Below are 12,474 nucleotides of genomic sequence, written 5' to 3' on the forward strand. Positions count from 1 at the left end.
CGCATCAGCTCGCGCGTCAGCTCCCGCGGCGGGCCCCCGGGAAGGCCCGTCGGCCCGCCCGGACGCGCCGTCAGCCCGCGTAGAGGAAGGACCGGGGCTTGTCGATCAGCGAGGCTTCCCGCCACTGGTGGTTGACCAGGCGGAAGGCCTTGATCTCGCTCGGCTTGCCGTCCGCCTGCTTGACCTCGCCCATCGCGAGCACCGGCGGCGCCTGGGTCAGGCTGTCCCCCCGGGACTCCGAGGCCGCGACGGTCGTCATGCTCTCGGCGCTCTGCAGCTGGGTGTCCGTGCTCTGCGAGCCGTCGGTGCTGATGAAGTACAGCTGCTGGGTCCGGTCGGCCTCCTTGCCGAGCACGAGCAGCTGGTCGGTCTCCGCCCAGGACACCGAGGCGACGTCGGTGAGCGTGGGCGCGGCCCGGCGCAGCCCGGTGATCTTCACGGTCGGCGCCTGCGGGGTGCCGTCGTGCACCACCAGTCCGAACCACAGCGAGCGGACGGCCGAGCCCGGGGTCCTGGCCACCAGGGCGACCCGGACGCCGTCCGAGGAGATCTTCAGCGACTGCACGGTCTGCCCGGTCAGCCCCTCGACCGGCACGGTGTACGACTTGGCGCCGCGCACCATCACCACCCGCGGGGCCTGCTTGTTGCGGTCCACCACCCAGAGGTCGCCGCGGCCGTCCCAAGTGGGCGAGGCGAAGCCGTCCTCCTTGTCGCCGCCCTTGGCTGGCGAGCTGAGCACCGGCTCGCCCATGGTCACCGCGCTGTCCGACAGCGGCACCGAGTAGACCTGGTGGCCGTCCTCGCTGATCGCCGCGACCTGGGTGCCGCTGCGGCCGACCGCGACGGCACCGAGCGGCGGCTTGGTGTTCGACTGCGGCTTGCCGAGGACGCCGCGGACCGGATCGCCGGGGCCCCCCTCGTCGGTCGCCACCAGGGCGCCGTCGGCACGCTGGTAGTACTGCTTCCCGGGCGTCGGCCCGGCCAGCGCACCGGGGCCGGTGGGCGGTTCGTCGCCGCGGCCGACGGTGCAGGAGCCGTGCGGCCCCTTCAGCTCCAGCCGCTCGACCTGGCCCTTGCCCTGGTCGGCGAGGGTGTAGAAGAACTGGGTCGCCATCCGCCGGCAGGCCATCGGCTCGCCGAGGTCGGCCCCCCCGATCTGCAGGTGGGCGACCCTGCCGTCGTCGATGGTCACCCGCTCGACCCTGACGCCGCTCGGGAACGCCGTCCGGACCACGGGCGAGAGCCAGGTCGAGGGCCCGTCGGCCACCGCCTGGGCCGCCGTGGCCAGCGGGTCTATCCGGCGCCGCAGGTAGACCGGGTCGGCGACCAGCACCTCTTGGCCGACGTTCCCGGAGGCCACCGCCGACGGGTCGGGCGCGGTGTAGAAGAACCGCGCGACCTGCCGGAAGCTGTTCCGGAAGTTGGTCTCGTTCATGATCACGCCGGTCGGCAGCTTGTCGATCCGCCACTCGTCCTTCTCCCGGACGAAGGTGAAGTCGGAGGAGACGTTGTTCTGCCCGGCGACCAGCTGGTACGAGTGCTTCTCGTCGACGGTGGCGACCAACTGCCCGCTCACCGGCACCGAGACCGTGGTGTCCGCGTCGGTGACGTCCTGGCCGCCCGGGATGGTCGTGGACGAGAGCACCCGGATCTCCGCCTCGGGCTTCCACTCCGCGGCGGCGCTCTCGGTGAGGTACTTGCGCGCGGTGTCGTACCCCTCGTCGGCGGTCACCGCGTCCAGGAACCCGGTCAGCAGCTCGCGCGGCTTGGCGCCCCGGCCGGGTGCCACCGGATAGACCCGGGCCTGCAGGTTCTTGTCGGCCGACCCCTGGGGCAGCTCCACCCGGGCGATGCCGCCGGAATCCGGCATGGTCGCGCAGCCGCTCACCACCAGGGCGCCGACCAGCGTGCCGACCGCCGCGAGGAGCCTCGGCTCAGTCCTGTTGCTCGTCCCTCGCACGCTGCGACCCCTCCGCGTCCGTCGTCCCGCCCGTCACGTCCGGCTCCGCCGTCCGCTGTGCCACCGACGGCCGTCCGGGCGTCGGGTCCACCATGACCTGAGCGCCGGTGGCCCCGTACCCGGCGGCCGTCCACACGCCCGAGGGGTCCGCGCGCGGCCCCTCCGGCAGTCGGCTCCGGCCCAGCCCGGGGCCGATGTTCAGCACCCCGCCGAGCCCGCTGCCGAGGCTGCTGCCCACGGCCTCCGGCGTCTCCGCCTGGTCCTCGACCGCGGCCGTCGCCGTCGCCCCGGACGGGCTGATCGCCCGCCGGTACGGCGTGCCCTGCGCGCCCAGGCCCCGGTTGTTGCGGGAGTCCTCCGGCTCCAGCCGGAACGGCGCCCGGGCGATCTCGCCGCCGCGGGTGCGCGGCAGGGTGAGCCGGAAGTGCGAGCCGCCGCCGGGCTCGCCCCAGGCCTGCAGCCAGCCGCCGTGCAGGTGGGCGTCCTCGACGGCGATGGACAGGCCGAGACCGGTGCCGCCGGTGGTCCGCACCCGGGACGGGTCGGCCCGCCAGAAGCGGTGGAACACCCGGGACGCCTCGCCCGGCTTGAGTCCGATGCCGTAGTCGCGCACGCCGACCGCGACCGCGCCGTCCGCGGAGCCCAGCCGGACCACCACGTCACGGCCCTCGCCGTGCTCCAGGGCGTTGACCACCAGGTTGCGCAGGATGCGCTCGATCCGTCGGGAGTCCACCTCGGCCAGCACCGGCTCGCCGTCGCCGCGGATCACCACGGCGCTGCCCTTGGCCTCGGCGAGCGGCTCGGCGGCCTCGACCACCCGGGCGACGATCTCGCGCAGGTCGACCGGCTCGGCGTCCAGGATCGCGGCGCCGGCGTCGAAGCGGCTGATCTCCAGCAGGTCGGCGAGCAGCGACTCGAAGCGGTCCAGCTGGCCCTGGAGCAGCTCCGCCGAGCGGGCCGCCATCGGGTCCAGGTCCTCGCGGCTGTCGTAGATGAGGTCGGCGGCCATCCGGACCGTGGTCAGCGGGGTGCGCAGCTCGTGCGAGACGTCCGAGACGAACCGCCGCTGCACCCGGGACAGCTCCTCCAGCTGCCGGATCTGCGCCTGGAGGGCGTTGGCCATCCGGTTGAAGGACTCGCCGAGGCGGGCGATGTCGTCCGTCCCGGTGACCTTCATCCGCTCTTCCAGGTGGCCGTCGGCGAGCCGCTCGGAGATTCCGGCGGCCATCCGGACCGGGGTGACCACCTGGCGCACCACGACCCAGGCGATGCCGCCCATGAGGATCACCACGAACACCCCGGCGGTCGCCAGGGTGCCGGTGACCAGGTTGAGGGTGTCGGTCTCCTGGCCGAAGGAGAACACGTAGAACATCTGGTAGCTGTTCCCGGCCGCGGCCGGACCGACGAACTGCATGCCGAGGGCCAGCCCGGGCTCGGACTTGCCGCCGCTCTCGGGCGAGCGGTGGATCCGGGTCGGCTGGTCGAACATCTGGCCGGGCTCGGAGGCGAGCTTGGCCCGCAGGGCGTCCGGGATGCTGATCGGCTGGATGTCGCCCGAGTAGCGCGGCGCGAAGCCGGCGGTGTCGGGGACGACGGCGCCGGTGCCGGGGGCCATGGCGATCACCGAGTAGACGGTCTGCCCGCTCCCCGCCAGGTCGTTGACCTGCCGCAGCAGCCAGGTGCCGGTCTCGTCGACGGTCGGGTCGGCGGTGCCCCGCAGCTTCTGGTCCCGGGCCTCGTCGATCTTCTTCTGCTCGACCTGGAAGCCGATCCGGGCCTGCGCGCGGGCGGCGTCCATCTTGGTGTCGAGCAGGCCGGTGCGCACCTGCGCCACCACGACCACACCCAGCACCAGGACGACCGCGATGGACGCCAGCAGGGACACCGCGACCACGCGCAGCTGGATCGACCGGCGGTAGAGCGTGGCCACCCGGTGCACGGGGCGGCGCAGCTGACGCTTCACCAGCGCGACCACGGCGGAAGGGCCTCGCCGGCGGCGGGTGGTCGAACTCAGCACGTCGCCGCGCACGGCACCGGCCCCGCCGGCCGCGGAGCCCGGCGGGGTGTCGTCTGCCCGGTCCGTCACGTCAGCTGGGTCCGGCCTTGTAGCCGACGCCGCGGACGGTCACCACGATCTCGGGGCGCTCCGGGTCCTTCTCGATCTTGGAACGCAGGCGCTGCACATGGACGTTGACCAGGCGGGTGTCCGCCGCGTGGCGGTAGCCCCAGACCTGCTCCAGCAGCACCTCGCGGGTGAACACCTGCCAGGGCTTGCGGGCCAGCGCGACCAGCAGGTCGAACTCCAGCGGGGTCAGCGGGATGCCCCGGCCGTCCCGCTTCACCGAGTGACCGGCCACGTCGATCACCAGGTCGCCGATGGTCAGCTGCTCGGGCGTGGGCTCCTCGGCGCGGCGCAGCCGCGCACGCACCCGGGCCACCAGCTCCTTGGGCTTGAACGGCTTGGTGACGTAGTCGTCGGCGCCGGACTCCAGACCCACCACCACGTCGACCGTGTCGGTCTTCGCGGTCAGCATCACGATCGGGATGCCCGACTCCGCCCGGATCTGCCGGCACACGTCGATGCCGTCCCGACCGGGCAGCATCAGGTCCAGCAGGACCAGGTCCGGCTTGGTCTCCCGGAACGCAGCTAGCGCCCTGTCCCCATCCGCGACGAAAAACGGCTCAAAACCCTCACCCCGCAGCACGATGCCGAGCATCTCGGCCAGTGCGGAGTCGTCATCAACGACGAGGACGCGTCCCTTCATGCGTCCATCTTCTCATTACCGGATTGTGACCTGCCGCACAGCAGTGCCAATGCTCCAGAACGGCCAACTCCCCCACCGGTGCATTCCGGCCATACCGGGCGAATGTGCCTGCCGGGAACGCCCCCGGACTGCCTCCGGACCCACCGCGGACCCCCTCCGGACCCGCTGCGGACCACCACCCGACCCGCCGCCGGGGACCGTTGCCGATCAGCAACCGGATCGCCATGGGGCTGGTTTCCGGCCCCATGGCACGATGGGCGCTGCGCGCGGGCGGAAGATCCGTTCGCAGTCGCGCCCGTGACGCCCTCCGAGGAGCAGTGATGACCGACACCCCGGGCTGGGCCTCGCCCAGCTCGTCCGAGCCGCCCCGCGACGACGCCCGGCCCCCGGCCGACGCGCCCGCCGCCGTGCCCGGGCCGTCGGCACCACCACAGGCCACCGCGGACCGCCCCGGCCCGGCCGGCGCCCCCCGGCCCGGAGAGCAGTGGGGACAGCAGTGGGGCCAGCAGTGGGGGCAGCAGCCTCCCGGCGGCCACCGCCCGTACGGCTGGGGCGCCCCGGCGAGCCCCAAGCCGGGCGTCATCCCGCTGCGCCCGCTGAGCTTCGGCGAACTGCTGGACGGTGCCGTCACCACCGTCCGCCGGCACTGGCGCACCGTGCTCGCGCTCTCGCTCGGCCTCGCTGTGCTCTCCCAGGCCGGCTCCGTCGTGGTCAACCTGCTGGTCAAGGGGAAGACCGGCGAGTCCACCCAGACCCTGCGGATGCTGGCCGGGCTGCCGCTGGAGCTGCTGCTCAACGTGTTCGCCACCGCGCTGCTCACCATCGTGGTCAGCCGCGCCGTCCTCGGCCGGTCGGTGACCGCCGGGGAGGCCTGGCGCGACGCCCGCCCCCGGCTGCTCCAGCTGCTCGGGCTGACCCTGCTCACCGCCCTGCTGGGCCCCGGTGTGGTCCTGCTCGGCTTCGCGCCCATGGTCGGGTACGGCCTCGCCGGCCAGGGCTCCGCCGCCGTCACCGGCCTGCTGAGCCTGCTCGGTCTGCTGACCCTGCCGGTCGCCGCCTGGCTGTGGATCCGCTTCAGCCTCGCCGCCCCGACCCTGATGCTGGAGAAGCAGGGCGTGCTGACAGCGCTGTCGCGCTCGCGGCGCCTGGTCCGCGGCGCCTGGTGGCGGGTCCTCGGCATCACCGTGCTCGGCTACGTGCTGGCGTTCGTCGTCGCGATGGTCGTCGTGGTCCCGGCCCAGCTCATCGGACTGATGCTGGGCTTCGAGAAGCTCAGCCGCCAGGGCCTGCCCGACGCCGCCGACCAGGGCATCGCCATGCTGCTCCTGCTGGCGGTCGCCGGGATCATCGCCGGCACCTTCACCACCCCGTTCATCGCCGCCGTCGGCGTGCTGGTCTACATCGACCAGCGGATCCGCCGCGAGGCCCTGGACATCGAGCTCGCCCGCGCGGCCGGCCTGCCCGAGCACGGCGGCACCGGCTGGGGCGGCCCGGGCGACCCGACGTCAGCGAGGCGCTGAGCCGGATGCCGAACTGGGGGGAAGGGCTGCTCGCCGCGGGCGGCGCACCGGTCACCGTGCCGCGTGACCCGGCGCGCGAGGCCGCCCGCGACGAACTGCTCGACGCGGAGTACCACAAGCACGACCCGTCCGTGCTGCAGCGGATCACGGACTGGATCTACGACCACATCGCCAGAGCGCTCGACAGCATCTCCGGCGACGGCACCACCGGCACCACCGGACTGATCCTCTTCCTGATCGTCGCGGTGCTGATCGGCGCCGCGCTCTGGTGGCGCCTCGGCGCACCCCGCCGCGCCGCCCGCACCGTCCCGGACGTCTACGGCGCCGAGGGCCCGCGCAGCGCCGACCAGTACCGGGCGGACGCCGCCGGGCACGCCGCCGCCGGACGCTGGACCGAAGCCGTCCGCGAGCAGATGCGCGCCCTGGTGCGCAGCCTGGAGGAGCGCACCCTGCTCGACATCCGCCCCGGCCGCACCGCCGACGAGGCCGCCACCGAGGCCGGCCGGGCACTGCCCGAGCACGCCGCCGCACTGGCCGCGGCCGCCCGGACCTTCGACGACATCGCGTACGGCGAGCGCACCGCCGACCAGGACGCCTACCGGCTGCTGCACGAGCTCGACCGGACCCTGGAGCGCACCCGCCCGGTCCTCGCGCCCGACACCGCCGGTGCCGCCGTCCCCGCCCCGACCCCGGGAGGAGCGGCATGACCGGTACCGTCCCCACGCCCCCGCCCGGCACCGAGGCGCCCGGCGCCCCGACCAGCCTCACCCCCACCACGCGCGGCCTGTGGCGCCGGGCCCGCTGGTACCTGGCCGTCCTCGCCGCCCTGCTGATCGGCGCCGCCGCCGTGTCCGCCCTCGACCAGGACCGCCGCTACCCGCCGCTGGACCCGCGCTCGTACGACCGCGACGGCGCCCACGCCGTCGTCGCCCTGCTCGAACGCCAGGGCATCAAGGCCGAGTTCAGCACCGACCCGACCACCACCCCGGCCGGACCGGACACCCTCGTGCTGCCCGAACCCGACCTCCTCGACCCCGCCCAGCTGCGCGCCGTCGCCGCCGCCCGGCACCGGCGGCTGGTCCTGGTCGCCCCCGGCCCGGCCGCGCTCACCGCGCTCGCCCCCGGCATCCGGCTGTCCGACGACGCGGGCGGACCGGCCTACGCCTCCGTCCGCTCCACCCCCGCCGAGTGCTCGCTCACCGAGGCCGTCCGGGCCGGCAGCGCCCAGCAGGGCGGCATGCTCTACACCAGCGGCAGCCGCGGCGAGGGCTGCTACTCCCGCGGCCACGGCTACCCGCTGGTCGCCCTCCCGGCCGGCGACGGCGACCACGACGTCATCGTGCTCGGCAGCGGAACCTTCCTGCACAACGGCGAACTGACCAAGGACGGCGACGCCTCCCTCGCCCTCGGCCTGCTCGGCTCGCAGCCCCGCCTCACCTGGCACCTGCCCGACTACTCCGCCCCGCTCCCCGAGGACGCCCGCACCAAGACCTTCGGCGACTTCCTGCCGAGCGGCTGGCACTGGGCCGCCTACCAGCTCGCCGTCGCCGCCGTGCTCGCCGCCCTCTGGCGCGGGCGCCGGCTCGGCCCGGTGGTCAGCGAGAACCTGCCCGTGGTGGTCCGCGCCGCCGAGACCACCGAGGGCCGCGCCCGCCTGTACCGGCGTGCCAGGGCCCGCGGCCGCGCCGCCGAGGCGCTGCGCGGCGCCACCGCCCACCGCCTCGCCCCCGCCCTGGGCGTCCCGCTCCGGGCCGGCGCACCCGACTCCGACGCGCTCTGCGTCGCCGTGGCCGACCGGCTTCCCGCCCGGCCCGCCGGGGACGTCCGGGCCCTGCTGTACGGCCCGCCCCCGACCGACGACGCCGCACTGCTGCGGCTCGCCGACGACCTCGACGCCCTCGAAAGGCAGGTACGGAACCCGTGACCGACCAGGCAACCGCCCAGCTCCGCTCCGTCCCCGGCACGGCACCCGCTACCCCCGCCACCGACCCGCGCACCGCGCTGACCGCCCTGCGCGCCGAGATCGGCAAGGCCGTGGTCGGCCAGGACGCCGCCGTCACGGGCCTGGTCGTCGCCCTGCTCTGCGGCGGCCACGTACTGCTGGAGGGCGTCCCCGGCGTCGCCAAGACCCTGCTGGTGCGCACCCTGTCCACCGCGCTCAGCCTGGGGACCAAGCGCATCCAGTTCACCCCCGACCTGATGCCCGGCGACGTCACCGGCTCGCTCGTCTACGACGCCCGCACCGCCGAGTTCTCCTTCCAGCCCGGCCCGGTCTTCACCAACCTGCTGCTCGCCGACGAGATCAACCGCACCCCTCCGAAGACCCAGGCCGCCCTGCTGGAGGCCATGGAGGAGCACCAGGTCACGGTGGACGGCGAAGCGCGCGCCCTGCCCGTCCCGTTCCTGGTCGCCGCGACCCAGAACCCGGTCGAGTACGAGGGCACCTACCCGCTGCCCGAGGCCCAGCTGGACCGCTTCCTGCTCAAGCTGATCCTGCCGCTGCCCGACCGCGACCAGGAGTTCCAGGTGCTCTCCCGGCACGCCGCCGGCTTCGACCCGCGGGACCTCCGCGCGGCCGGCGTCCGCCCGGTCGCCGGGCCCGAGCACCTGGTCGCCGCCCGCGAGCAGATCGCCAAGCTGACCGTCTCCCCCGAGATCCTCGCCTACATCGTCGACCTCTGCCGGGCCACCCGGCAGTCCCCGTCGCTGTCGATCGGCGTCTCCCCGCGCGGCGCCACCGCCCTGCTCGCCGCCTCCCGCGCCTGGGCCTGGCTGGCCGGCCGCGACTACGTCACCCCGGACGACGTCAAGGCGCTCGCCCTGCCCACCCTGCGGCACCGGGTCGCGCTGCGCGCCGAGGCCGAGATGGAGGGCGTCACCGCCGACTCCGTCATCCAGGCCGTCCTCGCCCAGACGCCCGCACCCCGCTGACCCGGGCACACCCCACCGCACCCCACCGCACCACACCCGTTTCCGGCCCCACGGGGTACCGGCCCACGGGCTACCGACTCACGGGCTTCCGAAGGAGCGCACCGCATGGCCCTCACCGGGCGAACCGCCCTGCTCGCCGCACTCGGCGCGCTCGTCGTGGGCCTGCTGCTGCCGTCCTGGACCGGGATCGGCCTGGTCACCGGTGCGGTGCTGGTCGCCGTCGCGGTCGACCTGGTGCTCGCCGCCCCGGTCCGCGGCCTGCGGCTCGGACGGAGCGGCGACACCACCGTGCGGCTCGGCGAACCCGCCACGGTCGAACTGACCGTCACCAACCCGTCCGGCCGACTGCTCCGGGGCCTGGTCCGCGACGCCTGGGCCCCGTCCGCCTGGCGCCCCGGCACCGCCGAGGCCGCCTCCCGGCACGCCCTGACCCTCCCCGGCGGCGAACGGCGCCGGATCACCACCGTGCTCACCCCCACCCGCCGCGGCGACCACCACGCCCACCGGGTGACGGTCCGCTCGCTCGGCCCGCTCGGCCTGGCCGGCCGCCAGGGCTCGCACCTCGTCCCCTGGACGGTCCGCGCACTGCCCCCGTTCGCCAGCCGCAAGCACCTGCCCTCCCGGCTCGCCCGGCTGCGCGAACTCGACGGCCGCACCTCGGTGCTGACCCGCGGCCAGGGCACCGAGTTCGACTCCCTGCGCGAGTACCTGCCCGGCGACGACGTCCGCTCCATCGACTGGCGCGCCAGCGCCCGCCGGAACACCGTCGCCGTCCGCACCTGGCGCCCCGAACGCGACCGGCACATCCTCGTCGTCCTCGACACCGGCCGCACCTCGGCCGGCCGGGTCGGCGACGCACCCCGCCTCGACGCCGCCCTCGACGCCGCGCTGCTGCTCACCGCCCTCGCCACCCGGGCCGGCGACCGGGTCGACCTGCTCGCCCACGACTCCCGCAAGCGCGTCACCGTGGCCGGCAGCTCGGCCCACGAGGTCCTGCCCGCCTTCACCAACGCGATGGCCGGGCTGGAACCCGCCCTGCACGAGACCGACATGCGCTCGCTGGTGGCCACCGCACTCAAGATGGCCCCCCAGCGCTCGCTGATCGTGCTGCTCACCGGCCTCGACGCGGCCCCGGTCGAGGACGGGCTGCGCCCGCTGCTGCCCATGCTCACCAAGCGCCACGAGGTCGTCCTCGCCTCCGTCGCCGACCCCCAGCTGGACGTCCTCGCCGCCGGGCGGGGCACCCTGGACGCGGTCTACGGCGCGGCGGCCGCCGAACAGACCCGCGCCGACCGCCGGGCCACCGCCGAGCGCCTCACCCGTCACGGCGTCACCGTCCTGGACGCCCCGCCGGCCCGGATCGCCCCGGCCCTGGCCGACACCTACCTGGCGCTGAAGGCCGCCGGCCGGCTCTGAGCCGCTCGCCCCTCCGGATGCCGCCCAGGCGGTTCCGACGTCCCGTCACTCCTGGGTCCGCCCCCTCAACCCCGCGTTGAGCCGGGCCGCCTGACGGGTCAGGTGCTCGCGCTCGGCGAGGTTGGACGCCTTGAGCGCCGCCTCCGCGTACAGCCGCGCCGCCGTCGGCGCGTCCCCGTCGCGCTCGTGGAGGTACGCCGCCACCGCCGTGTACCGGGGCAGCGCGTCGTCCAGCTCGGCGAGCTCCGCCAGCCCGGCGCGCGGACCGTCGGCCTCGCCGACCGCCACCGCGCGGTTGAGCCGCACCACCGGACTGGCGGTCAGCCGGACGAGCTCGTCGTACCACTCGACGATCTGCGCCCAGTCCGTCTCCTCGGCGGTGGGGGCGTCGGCGTGCAGCGCCGCGACGGCCGCCTGGGCCTGGAACTCGCCCAGCCGGTCCCGGGCCAGGGCCCCGTACAGGATCCCGATGCCCTCGGCGATCAGTCCGGTGTCCCAGCGGGCGCGGTCCTGCTCGGCCAGCGGCACCAGCGCGCCGTCGGGCCCGGTCCGGCCGGCCCGCCGGGCGTGGTGCAGCAGCATCAGGGCCAGCAACCCCGCCACCTCGGGGTGATCGATCACCGCCGCGAGCTGACGGGTGAGCCGGATCGCCTCGGCCGCGAGGTCGACATCGCCGGAGTATCCCTCGTTGAAGACCAGGTAGAGCACCCGGAGCACGGTGGCGACGTCCCCGGGCTGATCGAACCGGACGCCGGAGACGGTGCGCTTGGCCCGGCTGATCCGCTGCGCCATCGTCGCCTCGGGCACCAGATAGGCCCGGGCGATCTGGCGGGTGGTCAGCCCGCCCACCGCGCGCAGGGTCAGCGCGACGGCCGAAGAGGGCGTCAACGACGGGTGGGCGCACAGGAAGTAGAGCTGGAGCGTGTCGTCCGTACCGGCCGCGGGCCCCGGCCCCGGCTCCTGCTCGACCAGGTCCTCCCGACGGCGCCGGGCGGCCTCCGACCGGGCCGCGTCCAGGAACTTGCGCCAGGCCACGGTGACCAGCCAGCCCTTGGGATCGCGCGGCTGCCCGGCGGACCAGACCCGGACCGCCTCGACCAGCGCCTCCTGCACGGCGTCCTCGGCCGCCGCGAAATCCGCTCCGCGGCGGACGAGGACACCGATGACGCTCGGCGTGAGGCTCCTCAACAGGGCCTCGTTCATCGGGCAGGTCACTCCGTGATGGTCGGCGGCATGGCGAGGAACGGGCGCAGTTCCAGCCACTCGTGGATCGGCTTCCCCCCGGCCCCGGGCGCGGCCGACAGCTCCCCCGCCAGCTCGACGGCGCGCTCGTAGCTGTCGACGTCGATCACCATCCAGCCGGCGATGAGGTCCTTGGTCTCCGCGAACGGACCGTCGGTGACCGGCGGACGCCCCTCGCCGTCGTACCGGACCCACGTCCCCTCGGGTGCGAGCGCCTGACCGTCGACGAACTCGCCGGTCTTCTCCAGCCGGTCCGCGAAGTCCTGCATGTAGGTGATGTGCGCCGTGACCTCCTCCGGCGTCCACTGGTCCATCGGCACGCAGTTGACCGCGTCCGGGGCACCCCGGTAGTGCTTCAGCAGCAGGTACTTGGCCATCGTCGTCTCCTCGGAGCTTGGTGCGACCCATTCTGGCCGCGTTCACCCCGGGGACGGTGCCGGGCACGGGTTCTCGACACGGCCGGCCGAGATTTCTTCGGCCCTCCCCGCGGCCGGCCTGTCGGGCCTGTTGGCCTCGTTGGGCCCGTTGAGCCCGGAAACGCGAAAAACCCCCATCCGGATCCCGGATGGGGGTTCTTCTGAATAATTGTTCGGCGGCGTCCTACTCTCCCACAGGGTCCCCCCTGCAGTACCATCGGCGC

At 74.7% G+C, this 12,474-nt stretch carries 10 protein-coding genes; 5 read left to right on the top strand and 5 right to left on the bottom strand.

Features of this window, described 5'->3' with window-relative positions; genetic code table 11:
- Nucleotides 1-70 precede the first annotated feature (70 nt).
- The 3 genes from ACFVUY_RS41700 to mtrA are packed head-to-tail and all read right to left on the bottom strand — an operon-like array spanning nucleotide 71 to nucleotide 4,725.
- On the bottom strand, nucleotides 71-1,960 hold the full coding sequence (locus tag ACFVUY_RS41700; RefSeq protein WP_387737162.1) for an LpqB family beta-propeller domain-containing protein: 1,890 nt from the start codon (nucleotides 1,958-1,960) through the stop codon (nucleotides 71-73).
- Complete coding sequence (gene mtrB / locus ACFVUY_RS41705; protein WP_387694790.1) at nucleotides 1,935-4,046, bottom strand: MtrAB system histidine kinase MtrB; 2,112 nt, start codon at nucleotides 4,044-4,046, stop codon at nucleotides 1,935-1,937. The genes ACFVUY_RS41700 and mtrB overlap by 26 nt, the downstream gene beginning before the upstream one ends.
- Nucleotide 4,047: 1 nt before the next feature.
- Nucleotides 4,048-4,725 carry an MtrAB system response regulator MtrA gene (gene mtrA, locus ACFVUY_RS41710; protein WP_030247322.1) on the bottom strand — a complete coding sequence of 226 codons (678 nt, stop codon included), beginning with the start codon at nucleotides 4,723-4,725 and terminating at the stop codon, nucleotides 4,048-4,050.
- A gap of 320 nt (nucleotides 4,726-5,045) precedes the next feature.
- Here mtrA and ACFVUY_RS41715 point away from each other — a divergent pair, with 320 nt between their 5' ends.
- The 5 genes from ACFVUY_RS41715 to ACFVUY_RS41735 all read left to right on the top strand — a co-directional run bounded on the left by ACFVUY_RS41715 (nucleotide 5,046) and on the right by ACFVUY_RS41735 (nucleotide 10,592).
- On the top strand, nucleotides 5,046-6,245 hold the full coding sequence (locus tag ACFVUY_RS41715; RefSeq protein WP_387737163.1) for a hypothetical protein: 1,200 nt from the start codon (nucleotides 5,046-5,048) through the stop codon (nucleotides 6,243-6,245).
- 5 nt (nucleotides 6,246-6,250) lie between these two features.
- Nucleotides 6,251-6,952 carry a DUF4129 domain-containing protein gene (locus ACFVUY_RS41720; RefSeq protein WP_359908566.1) on the top strand — a complete coding sequence of 234 codons (702 nt, stop codon included), beginning with the start codon at nucleotides 6,251-6,253 and terminating at the stop codon, nucleotides 6,950-6,952.
- Entirely contained in the window at nucleotides 6,949-8,169 is a 1,221-nt protein-coding gene (locus tag ACFVUY_RS41725; RefSeq protein ID WP_387737164.1) for a DUF4350 domain-containing protein, read from the top strand. Before ACFVUY_RS41720 ends, ACFVUY_RS41725 begins: the two co-directional genes overlap by 4 nt.
- Nucleotides 8,166-9,176, top strand: coding sequence for an AAA family ATPase (locus ACFVUY_RS41730; RefSeq protein WP_387694793.1), 1,011 nt, complete (start codon nucleotides 8,166-8,168; stop codon nucleotides 9,174-9,176). The genes ACFVUY_RS41725 and ACFVUY_RS41730 overlap by 4 nt, the downstream gene beginning before the upstream one ends.
- 105 nt (nucleotides 9,177-9,281) lie before the next feature.
- The gene (locus ACFVUY_RS41735; protein ID WP_387737165.1) at nucleotides 9,282-10,592 is read left to right on the top strand and encodes a DUF58 domain-containing protein; all 1,311 of its coding nucleotides are present in this window, start codon (nucleotides 9,282-9,284) and stop codon (nucleotides 10,590-10,592) included.
- Between the two features lie 45 nt (nucleotides 10,593-10,637).
- Here ACFVUY_RS41735 and ACFVUY_RS41740 read toward each other — a convergent pair whose 3' ends face one another.
- Both ACFVUY_RS41740 and ACFVUY_RS41745 read right to left on the bottom strand, forming a co-directional pair.
- On the bottom strand, nucleotides 10,638-11,795 hold the full coding sequence (locus ACFVUY_RS41740) for an RNA polymerase sigma factor (RefSeq protein WP_387737166.1): 1,158 nt from the start codon (nucleotides 11,793-11,795) through the stop codon (nucleotides 10,638-10,640).
- An 8-nt stretch (nucleotides 11,796-11,803) separates the two neighbouring features.
- A complete protein-coding gene (locus ACFVUY_RS41745) occupies nucleotides 11,804-12,211 on the bottom strand; it encodes a YciI family protein (RefSeq protein WP_359908576.1) in 408 nt (135 codons plus the stop codon).
- Nucleotides 12,212-12,474: the final 263 nt, after the last annotated feature.

Origin of the sequence: Kitasatospora sp. NPDC058063, assembly GCF_042885395.1 — a bacterium.
Taxonomy (GTDB): domain Bacteria; phylum Actinomycetota; class Actinomycetes; order Streptomycetales; family Streptomycetaceae; genus Kitasatospora; species Kitasatospora lactacystinica.

Coding starts and splice junctions, on each gene's coding strand:
- ACFVUY_RS41735 (WP_387737165.1), top strand. CDS start 9,282: ATGGCCCTCACCGGGCGAACCGCCCTGCTCGCCGCACTCGGCGCGCTC.
- mtrA (WP_030247322.1), bottom strand. CDS start 4,725: ATGAAGGGACGCGTCCTCGTCGTTGATGACGACTCCGCACTGGCCGAG.
- ACFVUY_RS41715 (WP_387737163.1), top strand. CDS start 5,046: ATGACCGACACCCCGGGCTGGGCCTCGCCCAGCTCGTCCGAGCCGCCC.
- ACFVUY_RS41740 (WP_387737166.1), bottom strand. CDS start 11,795: ATGAACGAGGCCCTGTTGAGGAGCCTCACGCCGAGCGTCATCGGTGTC.
- ACFVUY_RS41720 (WP_359908566.1), top strand. CDS start 6,251: ATGCCGAACTGGGGGGAAGGGCTGCTCGCCGCGGGCGGCGCACCGGTC.
- ACFVUY_RS41745 (WP_359908576.1), bottom strand. CDS start 12,211: ATGGCCAAGTACCTGCTGCTGAAGCACTACCGGGGTGCCCCGGACGCG.
- ACFVUY_RS41725 (WP_387737164.1), top strand. CDS start 6,949: ATGACCGGTACCGTCCCCACGCCCCCGCCCGGCACCGAGGCGCCCGGC.